Raw genomic sequence first — 20883 nt, 5'->3', positions numbered from 1 at the left:
GGATGATTGAAATGAAAGAATTAAAAAAAGGATTTTCAGATAATTTTCTATGGGGTGGCGCAACCGCTGCCAATCAAATAGAGGGTGCATATTTAGAAGGCGGAAAAGGGCTGTCAACTTCAGACTTCGCTGCATATAAAGATCCTTATGCACAAGGAAAAGTGAACAACTTTACATTCGATGTGAGTTCAGCTGAACTAAACAAGTACAAGGAAAGTTCTGATGCATTTGATTTCCCAAAAAGACGCGGAATTGATTTTTATCATCGTTATGAAGAAGATATTGCACTGTTTGCAGAAATGGGATTTAAAGTATTTCGTTTGTCTATCTCATGGGCAAGAATCTTTCCAACAGGCTTAGAGGACAAGCCGAACGAAGAAGGATTGGCTTTTTACGATAAAGTATTTGATGAATGTGCGAAATATGGAATTGAACCGCTAGTAACGATGTCTCATTATGAAATGCCAATTACTTTAACAGAAAAATATAATGGATGGATGAGTAGAGAGCTTGTCCCATTGTTCGAAAAATACGCACGTGCGATTTTAGAAAGATATAAAAACAAAGTGAAATATTGGATTACGTTTAATGAAATGAATATGAACCTCAATAGCCTTTATACAGGTGCTGGAATTTTAGAGGATCTAGTAGACCATAAATTACAGGCTGCTTACCAAGCATCTCACCATCAATTTGTGGCGAGTGCATTAACAGTGAAGGCAGCGAAGGAAATCATTCCAAATGTCCAAATTGGCTGTATGATTAACCAAATTGAAGCCTATGCAAAAACAACAAAACCAGAGGATCAGCTGCAGGCAGTCAAATCGAATCAATTGAATATGTTCTATCCTGATGTTCAAGCTAGAGGCGAATATCCAACATACATGGTGAAATACTTTGCTGATAATCAAATCAAGCTGGATATTAAAGAGCAGGATGAACAAATTTTAAAAGAGGGCACTGTTGATTTTGTTGCGATCAGCTATTATATGTCCCACGTAGCAGAAGCACGTGAAGATGCCGCTGAGCTAGCGGGTACGTTTGACAGTCCGATTAAAAATGAACACTTGGAATTATCACAATGGGATTGGCCGATCGATCCAATGGGTCTGCGCATTTCATTAATTAAACTGTATGATAGATACCAAAAGCCTTTATTTGTTTGTGAAAATGGACTTGGTGCAAGGGATACATTGACACAAGACGGAAAAGTACACGATGATTATCGAATTGATTATTTGAAAAAACATATTGAACAGATGAAAGAAGCCGTAAAAGAAGGTGTTGACTTAATGGGGTATACACCTTGGGGCTGCATTGACTTAATCAGCTGCGGAACATCTCAAATGACTAAACGCTATGGTTTGATCTATGTGGATCAAGACGACCTAGGAAATGGTACACTGAATCGTTACCGCAAAGACTCATTCTTCTGGTACAAAAATGTAATCGCATCAAATGGAGAAGACCTATAAAAGCAAATTGAATGATGTAAAACACCATCTCAGGGCGCCTTAACCGGCTGCATTCGATGGTGTTTTATTTTTCACGAAAACATATCTTGACCTTGAAGTATAGTTCAACCTTTATAATATAAATATAGAAAGACAAAATCACGAAAAAGGAGTAACGATGGAGTTGATGACTAGAGGAGAACTTGCCAAACAAACAGGAATAAGCCCTGCCGCAATTCGTTACTATGAAGAACACAACATTTTACCTGTCCCGAGACGCCGTTCGAACGGTTATAGACGATACACAGAAGATTATATTGTGAAAATTCAATTGATCAAAGATGCCAAATCATTGGGTTATTCACTAAAGGAAATAAAAGAAATATTGGAAATGCTGAGTCAAGACATAGAAATAGATACTTTAAAAAGAATTGTACATCAAAAACATGAAGAAATTGAAAAGAAAATTAACAATCTCCGTCTCATTCAAGACCTTCTATCTAACTTATTAAAGACTCCTGAGAAAGAAGTACAAGTGTATCTCAAATCATTTCATGTGATGAATCAAGATGACGAATAAACATATCTGCTTAAAGGAGAGAAAACAAAATGAGTGTCGACATTTTTAATGGAGAACGTTCTGAAGAGAGTATTCAATTTGAAACATTATTCACGTCCCAAAGTAATAAAGAAAGTTTTGCTAGTGTCGAAAAAACCAAAAATCTTCTGTCTCAAATAGAAAATATAAAGCCTTATGCAATCGGAAACGATGTGAAATTAAAGAGTGAGATAAAGGAGCAGACTTTCGAAGGAATGCAGGTTTTCACATTGAATGACCAAATGTCGCAAAAGCAAAAGGTGATTTTATATATACATGGTGGTGCCTGGGTAAACCAGCCTCTCAATTTCCATTGGTGGTACATGGATAAAATGGCTCAATCCCTTAACGCCAAAGTGATCGCTCCTATTTACCCTAAATTACCTCATTACAGCTACCAAGATACCTATCCAAAAATCCTAAATCTATATAAAGAAATACTAAAAACGGTTGAGAGTACCGATCAATTAACGATCATGGGTGATTCAGCGGGCGGAAATATCTCTCTTGGCCTTGCGCACCTCTTAAAGATGGAAGGTCTGCCGCAGCCGAAGGATATCATTTTATTATCTGCCTGTGTTGATATGAGTTTAAGCAATCCTCTTATATTTGAATATGCCGATAAAGATCCCATTCTAGCCCCTGAAGGAATAGATGTCATTACAAAAATGTGGGCAGCAGATAAAAAGGTAACTGACCCATTAATCAGTCCAATTCACGGTGACTTTAACTGTCTTGCGAAGATCACTCATTTTATTGGAACACATGATATTTTATATCCAGATGCACTAAAGCTTGATGAAAAGCTAGCAGAACAAGGAATTGATATGAAGACCTTTGTTTATCCAGAAATGCTGCATGTATTTATCGTCATGCCAATCCCTGAGGCACAAGACGCTCAGGAAAAAATCATTCAGGTGATAAATAGTTAGATTCTCTTTTCACATATCAAAATGCTCCGACTTGAATATTTGAAAGCTTTGCGAAATGGGCTGCTTACTGAAAGCAGTCTTTTTCCATTCAACATGACATACATTTAGAATGTCAATCCGCCTCAGATTAAATATTCCTTAAATTCCAATTTTTGTTTACAACGTGCAAATTTCTTATTAATATGATACATATTCGGTTCTTCACTGGTTCATAAAGGAGAGTGACCTGATGAGTGCTTTTTTTCTACATCCCATGGCGCTGATCTTATTTACATTGCCTTTGTTATCTTTGATATGGGGGATTGTTGGCTACTGCATCTTTAAGCGAGTTTACATCGTTCTTATCATCACATTTGCAGTCTCCACTATTTTCATATTTGCCTATACTGGGTTTGACATGTCAAATATGTATTGGGTCGTGGTGATGACCTTTTTATGCATGTGTACCTCTGTCATCACAAAAATCATTCGATATATGTATGGCCGCTATAAAAGAGCAAAACGAAAAAGCTGATGGTCACAAAAATCAGCTTTTTTGTATCCATTCATTTCACCTTCAAGAACGCCCATTATCTGAAGTTTGGTTATATTCAAAACGAGCATAGAAGGGCGAAGGGGACACAATGCACACATTTAATCTTACTCCAAAAGATGTAGAGTTAATAGACGAAGCAAAAAAGAAGATTACGAGCCTTTATGAAGAAGATAAACACCATGTAGGAGCCGCTATCCGCATGAAAACAGGAGAAATGATCTCGGCTGTCCATATAGAAGCCTATATCGGACGGGTAACGGTTTGTGCAGAAGCCATTGCAATTGGCAGCGCTTTATCGAATGGCTATAAAGATTTTGATACCATTGTCGCTGTCCGACATCCATATTCAGATGAAGAGGACAGAAGATTGAGGGTCGTAAGCCCTTGCGGCATCCTGTTTACCGGTGTGAACGAAGAACTGAGAGGCGAACGCGATGCGATGGAGATGAGGAATCTTGTCACCGACTATACGGGGACCTTTTTTGATCATTACATTCTGCAAAAACCTGTACATGTGGAAAGTCTGTCATACGATGGCGTGGACTTGATTAAGAAAACGAGCAGAAAGGGATGACCTGATGGTCTCATGTCTATTGCATGGCTGACAGGTGCTATCATGGCCAGATAACAGCATATAAAATGAAAAAAAGCCTTGGAATTAGGCTTTTTTCAGTTTCTCCATGGTAGAAACTAAGAAGGATGATTTTTTATTTGTTTCTATCTCATTCTTCTCAGGATTCTCCGTCCATATTTTCCATATGAATCCGTCTTCTTCATTCATACTTTTCGCTAAATCAGAAAACTCTTTTGCCATTTCATCACCGAAAGGACCCTTCATCTTAAAATCTATCTGTAATAAATATGCCATCGTCATTCTCCTTATGTTGAAGTTGTAAAATAGAGTTCCCCGAGCACTACTTTCATTTGATACTGCTCTCGCGGAAGTTCCTTCTCCATAAAAAACCGTACATCTGATGGGTCAACTTGCAGGATCAATTGGACCGTTGTTCTAATGGCGGATTGTGTTTAGGTTTTTTAGCGATTGAATTGTTTTCGAAGAACTAGGCATGAGACAGCGAATACTGCGAAAGCGCCCGCTGATCCAGCTGTAAACACCAGCTCAAATTGTTCTGGTTTGGACTTGAATAACAAAGGGACAGAAAGAATGAGAGCAGCACCACTAAAGCCCAATCCTAATATCAACGTTGCCAATAATTTATTCATAGAAACACCTCTTACACTCAGAATTAGAACAATGGAAACGACTGATTTCAAGAATCATCGTTAGGATTCGACATCCTTTCACATTCCTAGTTGGAGTGTATCATATGATGGCGGACGATTGGTTTCTTTTCATTAAAACACACAATCGTGAAATAAACTTTTTTAACGAACACTGTTCTTTACGAACGGTGTTCGTTATAATATAAATGTGATATGGCTTTAAACGATTTCCATAAAGAAGAGGAGATGCATACGATGACGGCATTATCTAAGAACCAAAAGCAGATCGCTATTATTGGAGGAGGACCTGGGGGGCTAACACTCGCCTTAATTCTGCAAAATTACGGTATACAAACGACCATCTATGAACGAGAGATGCATGACAAGAGTCTTGAAAGAGGGGGCTCACTGGATATTCATGAAGAAACAGGTCAAAAGGCTTTAAAAGAAGCAGGAGTTTATGAGGAATTTCAAAGGAACGCCCGCTATGAAGGAGAAGATTTCCGATTACTTGATAAATCAGGAAGAATTTATTTAGATGAAGAAACGGAATTAGATCAAAAAGGAACCCGCCCAGAAATTGATCGTGGTCTTTTGTGCGAACTGCTGTTAGATCAAATGAATGCTGAAAACATCAAATATGGATATAAACTAGAAAATTGCATTTCATTAGAAAGCGGCATGACGGAGCTTCATTTTGAAAACGGAGTTGTTGAGACAGTTGATCTTGTAATTGGGGCAGATGGTGCTTTTTCTCGTGTGCGCCCTCTGTTAACAGATATTGATATTGAATACGCCGGACTCACGATGCTGGAATTGAATATCCTCAACGTAGAGGTGAACCACCCTGATTTAGCTGCATTTAATAAACGTGGTAAGATGTTTGCGTTAGCAGACCACAAAGGACTGATTGGTCAGTTAAACGGAGATGGACGAATAAAAGTGTATGCAAGCCTTATGGTAGAACGTAACTGGATGGAGACTTGTGGTATTCCGTTTCATCAAGCGAAAGAAGCAAAAGAACAATTATTAGCGTTATTTAGTGATTGGGACGATCAGCTGAAAAATTATATTCGTTATGCAGAAGATGCCATCATTCCAAGACGGATTTATACGCTTCCTGTCGGTTTTAAATGGAACCGCCATAAAGGAGTAACGCTTATCGGTGATGCCGCACATGTCATGTCGCCATTCGCAGGGGAGGGTGTAAACATGGCGATGTTTGATGCAATGGAGCTTGCACTTGCGATTGTTCGAAATCCTCATCATATTGAAAAGGCTATTGAAGAATACGAAGACAGGATGTACGAATATTCATCGGAGAAAGCTCATGAATCGGAAAAAAGTTTAAAGCTGTGTTTTTCAAAAGATGCTGCAGTCAAGCTTGCTGAAATGATGAATTCTTTTCAAGAAAACGTTGATTGATGCTCAATTTACTATTTGACTTTGGCATGTTATAAAGAGATTATGAACAATTCAAATCGTCGTATTATAAGTCGTCGGTCTCGGCCGGCTAAAGAGCCCTTAAGCCGTGAACTCATTGTGAAAACTGCCTATGAGCTACTAAAGGAGCAAGGGGTAGAGGGCATGAGTATGCGTAAAGTGGCTAAAGCACTCGATACGGGACCTGCATCCTTGTATGTCTACGTGAACAATTTTCAAGAACTAAGTGCTTACGTATTGGATTATGGTCTCGGCCAAATGGTTTACCCAGATTCAGCGGGTGGCACATGGAAAGAACAGTTATTTGACATATTGCATACTTATTTCCTACTATTATTCGAAAAACCTGGTCTTGCTGAAATTTCTCTTTCCACCATCCCGCAAGGAACGAACTTTTTACAGTTGACCGAACTTATTCTCGCTGCATTGCATGAAGGCGGGATCAAATCTACATCTGCTGCATGGGGAGTAGACTTGTTACTGTTATACGTATCTTCCGTAGCATACGAAAAGGTCTCTTGGAAGAAACATGACTCTTCGCAGATTTCAGATACAAAAAAAGCATTTCATGATGCAGACAAAACGCGGTTTCCTTTCATCCATAGCCTGAAAGAAGAAATGTTTGCAGGTGATACCGTATCAATGGAACGGTTCAGGTGGGGAATTGAAGTCATTTTGTATGGAATCCAGCAAGAAATCAATTAGAAAGGAGCACAAGCAAAAAGCAGTCAATGGCTGCTTTTTTTATATTTTCTCAACTTTTTCAACATGTATAAAAAAATCTATATATTGTTTTTATATATAAAAAATTATATAATCTAGTGGAATAAACAAATGAGGTGCTTAGGCATGGAAAATACGAAGAATTTATTAGAGAGCTATATTCCTTTAGCAAAATCTACTGCAAAAATGTTTGGACCAAATTGTGAAATAGTTATTCATGATTTAACGAACCCTCAAGCATCTGTCATGTTTACAGTAAATAACCATGTGACAGGAAGAGAAATCGGCCAATCATTTGATCATCTAGTAAAGACTGTATTACAATCAGAAGATTTTAAAGAAGATTATCTGGCTGGTTATACATTTGTAACAGAAGATAAGCGTACGATTCGTTCTTCGACTTCATTAATACGTGATTCAAAGCAAAAAGTGATTGGTGCTTTCTGTATCAATTTTGATGTTGAAGCACTAAATCAAATGCAGCAATTTATGGATACTTTTCTTTCTACACAAGTGGAAGCTCAAGAGAAAGAAACAACATCAAATGATGATCTTGAAAATGTGGAAGAAATAGTAGATCAATTGATTCAACAAATCATTCAAAACAGCGTTCACCCAGTCATGAAACGCCATGAAAAAATTGAACTAATTAAATTTATGGATGAAAAGGGCATCTTTTTAATGAAAGGATCTGTTGAGAAGGTCGCATCTATGTTAGGCATTTCCAAAGTAACCGTCTATAGCTATTTGGATGAAATCAAAAATAAATCGAGGTAAGGAGTGTCAAAATGAAAAGCATACTCGAGGTAGGAAATCTAAAATCAAACGGACACTATGCATTCGCAACCATTCATCAAAACACGGTCTATGTTTCAGGACAATTTGCCATCAATCCCGAAACGAGAGAAAAAGAGTTCGGCCACATTGAAGAAGAGACATTACAAGCGCTTAAGAATGTAGAGATGATTGTAGAGGCTGCTGGAAGTAAAAAAGAGAAGATCTTGCGCATGACATTATACATTTCGAATATTCATTTATGGGACAAAGTAGATGCTGTTTATACTAATTTTTTCGGTGAACATAAACCAGCACGTACTATTGTACCAACGAATGAATTACATTTTGGTTTCAAAATTGAAATTGATGCCATTGCATATATTTAAGATATTTTTTTGCCTACTCTATATAAAAAATTATATTTCATATAAAATAATATTCGAAGGGGTAGATGATCGATGAATCAATTGATTTGTAACCATTGCGGGAGAAAGTATGAGATGACACCAACTCTATGGAAATGTGATTGTGGTGGAGTATTAAATCTGGTGAAAGATACTCCGAAAATAGATGTTGCAGCTTGGGATCACTATCCAAACTCATTATGGCGTTATGTTGAAACCATGCCATTTTCAAAAGGTTCTAAGACTTGGGAAACTGTCACAATGGGGGAGGGTCAATCACCTTTAATCGTTCTAGATCCTAATGAGCCAAACACTTATGTAAAAGTTGATTATATGATGCCGACCTTATCCTTTAAAGACCGAGGAGCCGCTGTTTTGATGACAAAAGCTAAGGAACTCGGGGTATCAAAAGTGATTGCTGATAGTAGCGGGAATGCAGGAACGGCGATTGCAGCTTATGCAGCACGTTGTGGTATTGTCTGTGACATCTATCTAAGCGATGAAACTTCGCCTAAAAAGGTCGCTCAAATAAAAGCACATGGAGCAACGATTAAAGAAATTCGCGGTACACGAGAGGAAATTGCAGCTGCGGCACAAAAGGCAGTAGACAATGAAAACGTTTTTTATGCAAGCCATGTGTATAATCCTTATTTTTTTGAAGGAACAAAAACATATGCCTACGAAATCTATGAGCAACTAAAAGGAGCACCTGATACTTTAATCATTCCGGTTGGAAACGGTACTCTCCTCCTAGGTGCATATTATGGCTTTAAAGAGTTATTTGAAAATGGTCTCATTCATAAAATACCGAAAATCGTTGCCATACAAGCGAAAAACTGTGCACCACTTGTGAAAGCTTATCAAAATGCGAAAGGATTAGCATCGCCTGTTACGAATAAAGGGACCTTAGCAGAAGGGATAGCAATTGCAGCCCCAGCTCGCTCCAAACAAATTTTAGAAGCTGTACAAGATACCAATGGTACGTTTATTGATATTAAAGAAGATGAGATTCTAAATGCACGCTCTAAACTAAGTGAGAAAGGATTTTATGTGGAAGTGACATCTGCAGTTAATTTTGCTGGCTACATGAAATATCAAAAGGAATCAGAAGAAACCATTGTCATACCTCTTTGTGGTGCAGGGATTAAATCAAAATAACCCTATTAGAATTGTCTCTCTTTGAAAATATGGAAATCCGCCATTGCGAAGCAGATTGGTCTTACACCGACTTCCATTTGAAAACTATCAAGATGACATCATTCCATTGCTGGATCTTTAGGATTCTGATAGTTACTTAATACCAGATGTGTGTAAGACCGTTGCAGTTAGATTGCGTCAACTAATCCGCACTTGGCCTGATGATGATATAGATAAAAAGAACGCTCTCTATTTGGTAGGAGGAATGGAGCTAGCGCATCAACAAAATGAGCCATTGGGATTTATATAAGAATAGGAATTGTCATATGACAGACCATTGAAAGAAATGTAGATCCATTTTATGCTTTATAAACAATAGTCAAATAAGGATTCTACAATAATCAATTTTTTTGATGAATAAAAAATAAAAGAAAAAAACATTAATCAATAATTTTAACGCGAATAAATTTTTGTTCAAATCATATAATCAATTGATTATATAAGTATTCAGTTATATAATATTGGAGGATTTGATAACAGGGACCGTCACCAATATTTAAAAGAGGGAGGGAATCATTGTGACTTCAGATGTTTCAATTGGTTTGTTACATATGTCGAATTGTTTAAAAATACTCAGTGATCAAACAAGACTCATTATGATGAAATTGTTTTTGGAGAAGGAATATTGTGTTTGTGAACTGGTAGATATGTTCGAAATGAGTCAACCAGCGATTAGTCAGCATTTACGAAAATTAAAAAAAGCTGGATTTGTTCATGAGAACAGAAAAGGGCAGTGGCGTTATTATTCAATCAATACACTGTCTCCAGAATTTGAGACGATTCGTATCATCTTAAATCAAATTGATAAAGAAGATGACCTTTTAAAAAGTATACAACATAAAGCAACAAACATTTCTTGTTCGTAAGGAGGGATGGGTTTGAGTTTTGCCGTTTTATCATTACTCATATTTTTGTTAACTTTGGTATTGGTTATTTGGCAGCCAAAAAATTTATCCATAGGGTGGTCCGCATGTGGAGGGGCCGTTTTAGCATTAATCGTAGGTGTTGTGAATGTTGACGATGTGATCACCGTGACAGGCATCGTTTGGAATGCGACTTTAGCTTTTGTTGCCATTATCGTCATTTCACTCATACTTGATCGAATCGGCTTTTTTGAATGGGCAGCATTGCATATGGCAAAGGCTGCAAAAGGCAGTGGGCTGCGTATGTTTGTGTATGTGACCATCCTTGGTGCAATCGTCGCTGCTTTATTTGCAAACGATGGTGCAGCACTTATTTTGACACCCATTGTTTTAGCCATGGTCAGAGCATTACACTTCAATGAAAAAATTGTATTCCCTTTTATTATCGCGAGTGGGTTTATTGCAGATACAACTTCGCTTCCCCTTGTCGTAAGTAATTTGGTGAACATTGTAACAGCCGACTATTTCAACATTACGTTTATTGAATATGCATCCAGAATGGTCGTTCCAAACCTTTTTTCATTGCTAGCGAGTATCACTGTACTGTACCTTTTCTTTAGAAAGAGTATACCTAAACGCTATGATCTGACTGAGTTAAAGCACCCTAGTGAAGCAATAAAAGATCCAAAGATGTTTAGATTATCTTGGTATATATTAGCTTTTTTATTGATTGGTTATTTTGCAAGCGAGTTTTTATCTATACCTGTATCGGTCATAGCTGGTGTGATTGCCATTTTATTCTTGGTCATTGCACAAAAAAGCCCTGCTGTTCAAACAAAAAGCGTTCTAAAAGAAGCACCATGGGCGATCGTTTTCTTTTCCATAGGTATGTACGTTGTTGTCTATGGCATGCGAAATGCAGGGCTCACTGATGCTCTTTCAAGCGTGATCCAAGCTGTAGCAGATCAAGGTTTATTGGCAGGGACTCTTGGTATGGGATTTATCGCAGCAATTCTTTCATCTGTCATGAATAATATGCCGACGGTCATGATCGATGCATTAGCCATATCCGGTACCGATACACAAGGAATGATGAGAGAAGCGTTAATTTACGCAAATGTCATTGGTTCAGATTTAGGACCAAAAATTACGCCCATTGGCTCCTTAGCAACACTACTGTGGCTCCACGTCCTTTCTCAAAAAGGTGTGAAGATTTCCTGGGGGACATATTTCAAAATAGGAGTCATTTTAACTGTACCAACACTATTCATCACACTTTTAGCTTTGTATTTCTGGCTATTGATTATACATTAAAGGAGACGATCAACATGTCAAAGAAAACAATTTACTTTTTATGTACCGGTAATTCTTGCCGCAGTCAAATGGCTGAAGGTTGGGCTAAAAAACATCTTGGAGATGAGTGGAAGGTCTATAGCGCTGGTATTGAAGCTCATGGATTAAACCCGAATGCTGTAAAAGCAATGAAAGAAATAGGGATTGATATATCTAATCAAACGTCTGATCTGATTGATCAGAACATATTGCAAAATGCTGACTTAGTCGTCACACTATGCGGTGATGCAGCTGATAAATGCCCGATGACTCCACCTCATGTCGAACGTGTCCATTGGGGCTTTGATGATCCAGCAAAAGCAGAAGGAACAGAAGAAGAGAAGTGGTCATTTTTCCAAAGGGTAAGAGATGAAATTGGAGATCGATTGAAACAATTTGCTGAGACTGGAGAATAATATCTTTTATATTGTGAAAGGAGACATCAATTCAGTGGATTGCGATGATCGAGTATGCAAAAATTCTATGGGATTGGCTAATAAGTCAAGCAAAGGAAAATGAGTGTGAACAATTTCATTTAGATTCTGGTGTTCATAGGCATGATGCACATAGATTCTACTTTAAAGTTGGATTAGATATTACTTGTCACCATTTTCAAATGTCTCTTTAACAAATGGATGGTCAGCATCGATTAGGTGGAATTAAGTTATATTTAGAAGAAACAAATGCCTTCATTAATGTGCCATTTTTAGCTTTTCATTATTTAGAAGATGAAGAAGAGATCAGTTTATTTGATACTATCAACACTAAAGCTAAAGGTATAGGGTCTTCTTTAAGCAGATACCTAAAAAGGGACTCAGAAGATTTGAGTTGGGTGGCAGCACAACTTATTATCCAACCAGACAGTCCATTTCATGATTTAGGAACAATTGTAGGCCTAAGAACAACTTCTAAACGTGTTACTTTACAAAACATTTATAACACTCTCGTCTATTTAACAAAGCAGAACAAACTATCTGAGTTGTCCAAAGAAAAATTACTAAGAGTGTCTTTAATATATTTTGCCGAGATCAAAAAACTGTTTCCTGATGATTGGGGTAACTATAAAGAATCAAAACTAACTCATATTGTTGGGATAAATGCTCTATCCATAATAGGATCAGAAATCTTGCCTAAAAGTTTAAATAAAGAATCCATGCAAATAGACTTAAAAATTTTAAATTCATTATTGCACAAGCTTGAAAAAATTGATTGGTCTACTCAAGGAGAAATGAAATATTTAAAAGGTGTATCAGGTTCAAAGACTTTAGCCAAAGAACTACTTAGTTTATTGGATGAGAAATAAGGGGTTAGCAATTTAATAAACTTTACTGCTGCTCATATTATTGTACTCTAGTTTTTTTCATTTTAAGAGACGCGTTGAAAAGACCAAAAGATTAAACTCTTTTGGTCTTTTCATACTTTAATATACTTCCATGGTTACTTTATTTAATATTAAAACTTCACTCATTAAAAGAATACGATTTTTTTAAATTCACACTCTCAGAAAGTAGGTTTTTTTCTCAGGATAGTAGTTGAATGTTAAATAGAGAACCCAGTAAAGGGCTCTTTATTCATAGCTATCAGTTATACAATGTTTCTATTGGGGTATTTCCTTGTAAGAGTGTTAAGATTTTTCTATATGCTTTCTCGTTTCCAATTGATGCTTCTATAACGCGTGCCACATCTTCTCGGGATATACGGGAGGTCTCTGAACCAGCAGGATCCGTGGTTATCTTTCCAGTTCCTCTTTCGTCAGAAAGAACACCTGGTCGCAAGATGGTGTAGTTCAAATTGCTTTCTTTAAGAATTCTATCAGCATAATGTTTCGCAATAAAGTAAGGTTTCATAGACTCTGGTTTCCAATAATTCCGCCGGTCTGAATCAATGCTGCTGACCATAATGAATTGTTTTACGGCATTTTTTTCAGCTGCCTCAATTGCCTTTGCTGCCCCATCTAAATCGATCATAAGTGTTTTATCTGGACCTGTATGTCCTCCAGATCCTGCTGTGAAGACAACAACATCAAATCCTTTGATGGCTTTGGTTATTGTTTCTATATCGTCTTCTAAATTTAGGTGAATTGGTTGAACACCCTTATCCTCAAAGTAAGAAAATTGCTCTTCTTTCCTTACTCCGACGGCTACATCATGTTCTTTTTTCTCGTTCAAGACATTGACTAGATTTTTACCAACTTTCCCATTCGCTCCAATAATGAATACCTTGCTCAAATTAATCCCTCATTTCAAATAAATTTAGCATAACATCCCAAGGAAGAAGATTTTCCTTCCTTTGATTCAAATATGCCATGTGAATACAAATGGATCAAATTATATGCTTGCTGCATACATATAATTATAGATTTGAGTAAAAAGTCTGCTTGTCATATACTTAATAAAAATATACTTGAGCGACTGGTGGGAAGTTATGTTATGAATACAAATAAGTTCATGGATCAGTGGTTATCGCTGGATACTATACAAAATACAATAAAAAAGGAATTGGAAAGTATATTACAGGCTGAATTCAGCCTTTCGGTTAAAGAGTTCTATGTTCTTTATTATCTTTCTAAGTCACCGGACAAAAGCCTTAGGCTACAACAGTTGCAGGAAAAGATAGGTTTAAGCCAAAGTGCTCTTTCCAGACTGGTGGGGAACATGGAGGCCAACAGTTGTGGTGCCTTAGAGAAACATATTTGTTCAGATGATCGCAGGGGCACCTATACCAGATTGACGGAACTGGGGGAAAATAAACTTCAGAAAAGTCTTCAGGTTTTCCATGAGATTTTACAAAAGCATTTAAAAAAGCATAACTTGGATACAATAGTGAAAGAGCTAATAAATGAACTATAAACAGTTTAATCTGTCAAAGGGCTTGAAATTTTAAAAGCTCTTTGATTTGACTTTTTAACGATTTAGAGATAAATTATATGCATGATGCATGCATATGTTACTTTATATGTATGACGCATACATTTGTTTTAGGAAGAAAGGATGTTTAATCATGCAAGATCTATTTAGTACTTTTAAAATTAAGAGTTTGGAGCTGAAAAACCGCGTTGTCATGTCTCCGATGTGTATGTACTCTGTCGACAAGAAAGACGGTGTTGCAACTGATTGGCATTATTTACACTACGTAAGCCGTGCAGTTGGTGGAACTGGGTTTATCATGATTGAAATGACCGATGTAGAACCTGACGGAAGAATTTCCGACTATGACTTAGGATTGTGGTCCGATGAACAAATCCCGGCACTTGCGAGAATTGTCGAAGCTATTCATAAGCATGGAGCTAAAGTGGGAATCCAGATTGCGCATGCTGGTCGTAAAGCTGAAGATGCAGATGTACCGGTTGCACCTTCAGCAATCCCTTTTGATGAGAAATCTAAAACACCAAGAGCGCTTTCAACCGAAGAAGTGAAAGGAATGGTAGAAAAATTCCGTTTAGCGGTAAAACGTGCAATCAAAGCTGGTTTTGATACGATCGAAATCCATGGGGCGCATGGCTATTTGATTCATCAGTTCCATTCTCCACTTACAAACAAAAGAGATGATGAATATGGTAAAGACCTGACTAAATTTGGTCGAGAAATCATTCAGGCTGCTAAAGAAGAAATGCCTGCCGAAATGCCATTACTAATGCGTATCTCTGCAAAAGAATATGTTGAGGGGGGATATGGCATAGAAGAAAGCATTGAATTCGCTAAAGCCTATCAAGAAGCAGGAGTGGATATGTTTGATATCTCTTCTGGTGGTGAAGGACAGATTGCTGCTTGGGGACGACCAGGAACACATGCAGCTTACCAAGCTCCACTTGCAAGAAGAATCAAAGAAGCGTTACAAGTTCCAGTTATCGCTGTAGGGAGACTCGATGATCCAAAATTAGCTAATGCGATCATCGGTAATGAAGAAGCAGATCTTATCGCTGTAGGACGAGGTATGTTAAGAAATCCTTACTGGACTCTTGAAGCTGCTAAACAATTGAGAAAAGAGATATCTGTACCAAAACAGTATACTGATGGTTTCCGTTTTTAATTCGTTCCAATCTATAACATAAGGAGGAAGTAGAAAATGAGTAAAACACCAATCAAGGATTATAACCAAATAGTTGAGGTGATAGGCAAGTATGTAGAAGGACTTGTGACTGGAAAGAAAGAAGTTATGCAGCCAGCTTTCCACGGAGATGCGACAATGTATGGATATAATTCTAATGGTTTTCTCGGAGGCCCTATTCAGAATTTATGGGATTTTGTTGATAAAGCCGGTGCTGCGCCGGATCTCAAAGCAAGGATCGACGTTTTAGACGTAGAAGGCACAATTGCCACAGCTCGTATTAGCCTAGAAAACGATGCTTATGGAGAGTCCTATACAGACTATCACCAGTTGCTTAAAGTTAATGGAGAATGGAAAGTGATTGGTAAGGTATTTCATTTACACGGATAAACGGGTTGGTGAAAATAAGGAATCACATACAAAAAGGAGTTTTTTATAATGTCATATATTGAAGATAAGGTTGTTGTCGTTACAGGTGCATCAAGCGGAATTGGTGAGGCAACAGCTAGGTATCTTGCTGAAAATGGTGCAAAGGTTGTATTGGCTGCAAGAAGTGAAAATAAGCTTCAGCAGATTGCAAATCGTATTTCAAGTAATAACGGGATCGCTGTATACAAAGCAACGGACGCTACCAATAAAGAAGATGTCCAGGCCTTAATCGACTATGCTATTGAAAAATTCGATAGAGTTGACACGCTAATCAACTGCGCTGGTCTCATGTTGTTTTCTATGTGGGACAACGCACATGTAGATGAGTGGGAAAAAATGATTGACTTAAACCTGAAAGGTACTCTGTATGGTATCGCAGCAGTACTGCCGCATATGAAACAGCAAGGAAAAGGGCAAATCATAAATGTTGGATCTATTGCAGGACATGCAGTAGGAGAGGGGCATGGTGTCTATAGCGCAACAAAGTTTGCAGTAAAAGCAATAACTGAAAGTTTGCGAAAAGAGATATCTGTTAAGTATAACATACAGGCATCTATGGTTTCCCCTGGTGTTATAGCTACTAATTGGCAAGATACTGTCACAGATAGTGACGTGAAAGGTGTATTGAATAATCTGGATGAAGTAGCTATTGATGTAAAGCATGTCGCGAAGACAATTGCTTTTGTTGTCGATCAGCCTTCTGATGTATTGATAAATGATATATTTGTTACACCTACTGCCCAAGTGTGGTAAGCTTTTATAAAGCCGTTTAAACATAAATATTTATGTTTAAACGGCTTTTTTATATAGTAGTAATTTTTATTTCTTTTACTTATACTTCAATTCTGTATTTCAGTCCGTATTAATTTCCTTATCATGAAAATTGACAACTAGTTTCATTGTTGGTAACATGTTGTCGAATGATCATTAAATATTGGGGAGTTTTATGACAATGGAGACCACAAAAGTAGACCAGTTAACCGATCTTATTTTGGCAGTATTTCAGCTCAACGGTGCTTTAACCGACTGGGGAAACAATTTTGTGGCATCGGAAGGATTGAGCAGTACTCGATGGCGAATGTTAGGTGCTCTTGCACTCGCCGATCAACCGCTAACAACTCCACAGATTGCTGCTCTTATGGGGGTTACACGACAGGGAGCTCAAAAACAGCTGAACCTACTCATTCAAAAGAAACTAGTTGAAGTGTACCCAAATCCTATGCACAAGCGTTCACCATTGTATGCATTAAGTCCCAATGGTCAAAACACTTTCAATATCATTAATAGACGTTGGAGGATCTATGCTTCTCAAACTGCCTCTTTGTTTAAAAGAGAGGATTTGGACATAGTAATGGAAGTATTGACTGCATTAATTGATGTGCATGTACCGAACCGTTAATCAGATATTTTCAAGGGAGCTTTCTAATGTTTTTGATAAATTTTGAAGTGGTTTCAAGAAGGGGGAAATTATAATGAAGGCTGCAGTCATAAATGAATTTGGTGCACCACCAGTTTTGGGAGATTATCCAGATCCACAAACAGGTGCAGGAGAAATGGTAATTGATGTACATGCCGCACCACTTAGTCCTATTGTTAAAAGCATTTCTGCTGGTAAGCATTATACGAGTAATAGTGGAACGGGGTTTGTACCTGGAATTGGTGGGGTCGGTACTGATTCGAATGGTCGACGTGTCTATTTTTTATTTCCGAAGCCACCTTTTGGATCTATGGCGAAGAAAACACTAGTATCATCAGACTCTGTGGTACCGGTTCCTGATGGTGTTACCGATGAGAATGCAGCTGCGGTTGTTACAGCAGGCCTTTCCTCTTGGGTTGCGCTTACGCTACGTGCTAATTTTCAGCGTGGTGAAACTGTTCTAATCAATGGTGGAACTGGTTCCGCAGGAGCATTGGCTATTCAAATTGCAAATTATTTTGGGGCAAGTAAGATAATCACCACTGGTCGAGATAAAGCTAAGTTAGCTCAACTACCATCTTACGTAGAAAAGATTCCACTTGATGATCATGCTGATGAAGCTTTGCGTTATGCCTTTTCTAAGAAGATTGACGTAGTTCTTGATTATCTTTGGGGAGAACCTGCAAGCCGAGTAATTGCAGCAGCAACTACTGGGCGTGGTTCTGCTACAGGAGAACCACGCCTTCGTTACGTGCAGATCGGTTCAATTGCTGGCGAGATGATTTCAATATCGGCAAGCTCTCTCCGTAGCTCAGGTATAGAGATTCTTGGAAGCGGTATTGGTAGTCTCTCGAAAAAAGATCTAGTTGAAGGTGCAGGACAACTGTTGGCTGCCATGCCAGCTGGTGGATTCAACACACCTGTGAAGATATTCCCGCTTTCTGAAGTGAAAAAGGTCTGGAATGATGAATCAAATAATAGACGAATCGTATTATGTCCATAGAGACTCATAAAAATAACTAAACAAACTATCGTGGTATTAAGAATAAGAAAGTTGAAATTATTGAGTAGTGTACCTAGACAAGAAAAAGAGTCCTTAGAAGCAGTGAATTTAGCAAAAAAATTGGAAACATTTATCATTTAGAGATTTAGAATGTGTCGTGATTTGAAAGTGAAAGAGCAATTATAGTAGAACGTCTTAATAAATCATTATAAAGATATTGATTTTTAATAAGACGAGAAACAGGTTGTTGTAAAGAATTTGGAGTAACTTAAATATGTTTTTGACACTCAATGAGGATATCCAATGAAATGTAAACCTTGAAGACTTTATAATTTTTAAGTCTTCGAGGTTTTTTAAAGTTTGTAAGAGGACATCAGGTATGCTGAAAATTTTTTTAGACATTTAGAAATAACCCAGATTAACCCCAATTCAACATTTTGCTCGCGAATCATAAAAATTAAAGATGGACCTAAATATTTCATTTCTTATTTTAGAAACAGCCTATGGATAGGTTAGAACAATGGATCCACATTTACCTTCTTGTACAAAATCGCAGCTAAATCGATTTCTAAATTTAAAGAAGGAAAATCATCGAATGAAGTTCGGAAGTTGATTGATGAAGAATATAAAGAGGTCTGACTAGAATTACATTCATGGCTGAAAAAATAGAATGTCTAGGAAAGCACATTGTTCTATCTAAGTCAAAAGGAGAGGTTATTTTTGAATGACAGTAGAAGGAAAGATATCCAACAAACAGGGCGTGAGTTAGCTCTTGATACTTTTTTAAATGTTAGTAGTGACACAGCTGCTGATATAGCAAAGGAATCTATAACAAGCATGACAGGTGATATTCTTGTTGATGCAGCAAGTTCACTCATTCCTGGGATCTCAGGTGCAGTTCAAAGTTATAAACGTGCCCGTTTTGAAAGAAACATCAAAACATTCACAGAAGAATTGCAATCTAAAATAGAGGAAATTCGTTTAAATCTAGAATTAAAAACATTTGAACAAAAAGAACAGATTGATCAGTTATTTCAATATGTGCTGGATTATGTTATAGACGAACAACAGGAAGAAAAAATTCGATATATGGTAAATGGATTCGTGAATATTACTGAACATCACCATGTTTCGAATGACTTTATCCTAACCTATTACGACGTCTTAAAAGAACTTAGAATGGTGGATATATCTGTCCTTAGACTTATGTATGTTTCTCGTTTTGTATTTGATCAAGAATCAAAAGAAACGTTTCAGGAAATTATGGACAGACATGGTATAAGCTATGAACAATATAAAGCAGTTCGTAGAAATCTACTTAGGATAGGAGTGTTAACAACAAGAACCGACTTGGAAATCACGGATGATCTTGAGGAAATTTCAAAAGCATTTAAAGAACTACACTCCTTTTTAGACAAGTTGACAAATCCGAAGTTTAAACGTTCATTACCAAAATTAAAAGAGCCAAAATTTAAGTCAAAAGACAATTTTGAAATCTCCAAGTTTGGACGTGATTTTGTAGAATTTTTCTTAGAGTCAGAACATTTGTAGGAATCATGGTAACAAGTATCACTGGCTAACAGTATATAGGGAAATATTAAAACATCATAATAAACGGTATTATATGAGAAAGACAGAACTCTAAAAGGAGATGCTAAGCTCAATAATACTTAATGGAAAATTACCCGTAGGGAAAGTTGAAGATTTATGTACAGTAATAAACAATGGATCCACTTTTAGTTCATTAATGGATCCATGTTTACTTCGTTGTACAGAAATTAAATATCGACACTCAAATATGCGTTCTCATTTCTTAGTTTACATAATATATATTCTAGGAAGTTAAACCGACAATGAATTTTTTTGTCTCATAATTGAGTATACTTATCTTATTGAGACAAAATAGAAAAAATCAAAATCCGCCGTTTATTCGCCAGATTTTAATTCATCAAGATATTTAATGATTTTCGCAGGATTTCCGCCAACCACCACATTTGCTGGAACATTTTTTGTCACAACGGCACCAGATGCAATGACAGCATTGTCGCCAATTGTGACACCTGGATTAATAATAGCACCGCCGCCAATCCATACATGGTTTCCAATGGTGACTGGTTTGCCGAATTCAATGCCTTTTGCACGTTCTATCGGATCAAGCGGGTGTCCAGCCGTATAAATATGTACATTCGGACCTAATAAACAGTGATGTCCAATGGTAATTTTGCAAACGTCTAATAACACTGCATCAAAATTCGCAAAAAAATGCTCGCCAATCTCGATATTGTATCCGTAATCGCACTGCAGTCTTCCTTCAAAAACGACATCATTTCCGCAAGCGCCTAATAATTCCTTTAAAATGGATGTTCTTTTTTCTTGCTGATTGGTTTGCTGATATGCGTATGTCAATTGTCTTGCTCTTTCACGATCTGCGATCAGTGTCTGGTCACTAGATACATAATGTTCTCCTTGGATCATTTTTTCCTTTTCACTTTTCATGTTGATCTC

25 protein-coding genes and 1 pseudogene are annotated in these 20883 nt (G+C 37.3%); 22 read left to right on the top strand and 4 right to left on the bottom strand.

What is annotated here, in order from left to right; genetic code table 11:
• Positions 1 to 11 precede the first annotated feature (11 nt).
• The 5 genes from AAZR19_RS10590 to AAZR19_RS10570 all read left to right on the top strand — a co-directional run bounded on the left by AAZR19_RS10590 (position 12) and on the right by AAZR19_RS10570 (position 4093).
• Positions 12 to 1475 carry a glycoside hydrolase family 1 protein gene (locus AAZR19_RS10590; protein ID WP_172400616.1) on the top strand — a complete coding sequence of 488 codons (1464 nt, stop codon included), beginning with the start codon at positions 12 to 14 and terminating at the stop codon, positions 1473 to 1475.
• Between the two features lie 157 nt (positions 1476 to 1632).
• The gene (locus AAZR19_RS10585) at positions 1633 to 2034 is read left to right on the top strand and encodes a MerR family transcriptional regulator (protein WP_041109286.1); all 402 of its coding nucleotides are present in this window, start codon (positions 1633 to 1635) and stop codon (positions 2032 to 2034) included.
• Between the two features lie 29 nt (positions 2035 to 2063).
• Positions 2064 to 2984: an alpha/beta hydrolase fold domain-containing protein gene (locus AAZR19_RS10580; protein ID WP_041109284.1), complete on the top strand. Its 921-nt coding sequence runs from the start codon at positions 2064 to 2066 to the stop codon at positions 2982 to 2984.
• A gap of 229 nt (positions 2985 to 3213) precedes the next feature.
• Complete coding sequence (locus AAZR19_RS10575; protein ID WP_041109282.1) at positions 3214 to 3498, top strand: DUF2651 family protein; 285 nt, start codon at positions 3214 to 3216, stop codon at positions 3496 to 3498.
• Positions 3499 to 3607: 109 nt separating this feature from the next.
• Positions 3608 to 4093 (top strand): cytidine deaminase, encoded by a 486-nt coding sequence (locus tag AAZR19_RS10570; RefSeq protein WP_080769550.1) that lies wholly within the window; start codon positions 3608 to 3610, stop codon positions 4091 to 4093.
• 147 nt (positions 4094 to 4240) lie between these two features.
• On the opposite strand, the pseudogene AAZR19_RS10565 reads toward AAZR19_RS10570, so the two are convergent.
• Together AAZR19_RS10565 and AAZR19_RS10560 are read right to left on the bottom strand one after the other, a co-directional pair.
• Positions 4241 to 4387, bottom strand: a pseudogene (locus AAZR19_RS10565) (YdhR family protein); the annotation flags it as partial.
• 167 nt (positions 4388 to 4554) lie between these two features.
• Positions 4555 to 4743, bottom strand: coding sequence for a hypothetical protein (locus tag AAZR19_RS10560; RefSeq protein ID WP_061109938.1), 189 nt, complete (start codon positions 4741 to 4743; stop codon positions 4555 to 4557).
• 255 nt (positions 4744 to 4998) lie between these two features.
• On the opposite strand from AAZR19_RS10560, the gene AAZR19_RS10555 reads away from it, so the two are divergent.
• The 9 genes from AAZR19_RS10555 (at position 4999) to AAZR19_RS10515 (ending at position 12785) form a co-directional block, all read left to right on the top strand.
• Entirely contained in the window at positions 4999 to 6168 is a 1170-nt protein-coding gene (locus tag AAZR19_RS10555) for an FAD-dependent oxidoreductase (RefSeq protein WP_041109280.1), read from the top strand.
• A 42-nt stretch (positions 6169 to 6210) separates the two neighbouring features.
• The gene (locus AAZR19_RS10550; protein WP_041109278.1) at positions 6211 to 6891 is read left to right on the top strand and encodes a TetR/AcrR family transcriptional regulator; all 681 of its coding nucleotides are present in this window, start codon (positions 6211 to 6213) and stop codon (positions 6889 to 6891) included.
• 144 nt (positions 6892 to 7035) lie between these two features.
• Entirely contained in the window at positions 7036 to 7686 is a 651-nt protein-coding gene (locus AAZR19_RS10545; RefSeq protein WP_041109276.1) for a helix-turn-helix transcriptional regulator, read from the top strand.
• Positions 7687 to 7697: 11 nt separating this feature from the next.
• Positions 7698 to 8072, top strand: coding sequence for a RidA family protein (locus AAZR19_RS10540; protein WP_041109273.1), 375 nt, complete (start codon positions 7698 to 7700; stop codon positions 8070 to 8072).
• Between the two features lie 72 nt (positions 8073 to 8144).
• Positions 8145 to 9248 (top strand): threonine synthase, encoded by a 1104-nt coding sequence (locus AAZR19_RS10535; protein WP_434703080.1) that lies wholly within the window; start codon positions 8145 to 8147, stop codon positions 9246 to 9248.
• Positions 9249 to 9805: 557 nt separating this feature from the next.
• Positions 9806 to 10153, top strand: a complete 348-nt coding sequence (locus AAZR19_RS10530; RefSeq protein ID WP_034660794.1) for an ArsR/SmtB family transcription factor — start codon at positions 9806 to 9808, stop codon at positions 10151 to 10153.
• A 12-nt stretch (positions 10154 to 10165) separates the two neighbouring features.
• Positions 10166 to 11464 (top strand): arsenical efflux pump membrane protein ArsB, encoded by a 1299-nt coding sequence (locus AAZR19_RS10525; RefSeq protein ID WP_041109269.1) that lies wholly within the window; start codon positions 10166 to 10168, stop codon positions 11462 to 11464.
• A gap of 14 nt (positions 11465 to 11478) precedes the next feature.
• Complete coding sequence (gene arsC, locus AAZR19_RS10520; RefSeq protein WP_034660792.1) at positions 11479 to 11898, top strand: arsenate reductase (thioredoxin); 420 nt, start codon at positions 11479 to 11481, stop codon at positions 11896 to 11898.
• 215 nt (positions 11899 to 12113) lie between these two features.
• Positions 12114 to 12785: a DGQHR domain-containing protein gene (locus AAZR19_RS10515; RefSeq protein ID WP_041109265.1), complete on the top strand. Its 672-nt coding sequence runs from the start codon at positions 12114 to 12116 to the stop codon at positions 12783 to 12785.
• 277 nt (positions 12786 to 13062) lie between these two features.
• On the opposite strand, the gene AAZR19_RS10510 is transcribed toward AAZR19_RS10515, so the two are convergent.
• Positions 13063 to 13710, bottom strand: coding sequence for an SDR family oxidoreductase (locus AAZR19_RS10510; protein ID WP_041109262.1), 648 nt, complete (start codon positions 13708 to 13710; stop codon positions 13063 to 13065).
• A gap of 201 nt (positions 13711 to 13911) precedes the next feature.
• Between AAZR19_RS10510 and AAZR19_RS10505 the strand changes: the two genes are divergently transcribed.
• The 8 genes from AAZR19_RS10505 to AAZR19_RS10470 all read left to right on the top strand — a co-directional run bounded on the left by AAZR19_RS10505 (position 13912) and on the right by AAZR19_RS10470 (position 19929).
• On the top strand, positions 13912 to 14331 hold the full coding sequence (locus AAZR19_RS10505; RefSeq protein WP_041109772.1) for a MarR family winged helix-turn-helix transcriptional regulator: 420 nt from the start codon (positions 13912 to 13914) through the stop codon (positions 14329 to 14331).
• A 151-nt stretch (positions 14332 to 14482) separates the two neighbouring features.
• Entirely contained in the window at positions 14483 to 15511 is a 1029-nt protein-coding gene (locus tag AAZR19_RS10500) for an NADH:flavin oxidoreductase/NADH oxidase (protein WP_041109260.1), read from the top strand.
• A 36-nt stretch (positions 15512 to 15547) separates the two neighbouring features.
• Entirely contained in the window at positions 15548 to 15919 is a 372-nt protein-coding gene (locus AAZR19_RS10495) for a nuclear transport factor 2 family protein (RefSeq protein WP_041109258.1), read from the top strand.
• Between the two features lie 48 nt (positions 15920 to 15967).
• Positions 15968 to 16711, top strand: coding sequence for an SDR family oxidoreductase (locus AAZR19_RS10490; RefSeq protein ID WP_041109256.1), 744 nt, complete (start codon positions 15968 to 15970; stop codon positions 16709 to 16711).
• Between the two features lie 199 nt (positions 16712 to 16910).
• The gene (locus tag AAZR19_RS10485; RefSeq protein ID WP_041109254.1) at positions 16911 to 17357 is read left to right on the top strand and encodes a MarR family winged helix-turn-helix transcriptional regulator; all 447 of its coding nucleotides are present in this window, start codon (positions 16911 to 16913) and stop codon (positions 17355 to 17357) included.
• A gap of 73 nt (positions 17358 to 17430) precedes the next feature.
• Positions 17431 to 18378 carry a quinone oxidoreductase family protein gene (locus tag AAZR19_RS10480; protein ID WP_434703074.1) on the top strand — a complete coding sequence of 316 codons (948 nt, stop codon included), beginning with the start codon at positions 17431 to 17433 and terminating at the stop codon, positions 18376 to 18378.
• A 540-nt stretch (positions 18379 to 18918) separates the two neighbouring features.
• A complete protein-coding gene (locus AAZR19_RS10475) occupies positions 18919 to 19017 on the top strand; it encodes a PCYCGC motif-containing (lipo)protein (protein WP_117612524.1) in 99 nt (32 codons plus the stop codon).
• An 81-nt stretch (positions 19018 to 19098) separates the two neighbouring features.
• Positions 19099 to 19929, top strand: a complete 831-nt coding sequence (locus AAZR19_RS10470) for a hypothetical protein (protein ID WP_041109250.1) — start codon at positions 19099 to 19101, stop codon at positions 19927 to 19929.
• A gap of 375 nt (positions 19930 to 20304) precedes the next feature.
• Here AAZR19_RS10470 and AAZR19_RS10465 read toward each other — a convergent pair whose 3' ends face one another.
• Positions 20305 to 20874: a sugar O-acetyltransferase gene (locus AAZR19_RS10465; protein WP_041109248.1), complete on the bottom strand. Its 570-nt coding sequence runs from the start codon at positions 20872 to 20874 to the stop codon at positions 20305 to 20307.
• Between the last annotated feature and the right edge of the window lie 9 nt (positions 20875 to 20883).

The organism is Bacillus sp. Je.9.29.b, from assembly GCF_051129925.1.
GTDB classification, from domain to species: domain Bacteria; phylum Bacillota; class Bacilli; order Bacillales; family Bacillaceae; genus Bacillus; species Bacillus safensis.
This window is presented reverse-complemented; position numbering and strand designations above follow the sequence as displayed.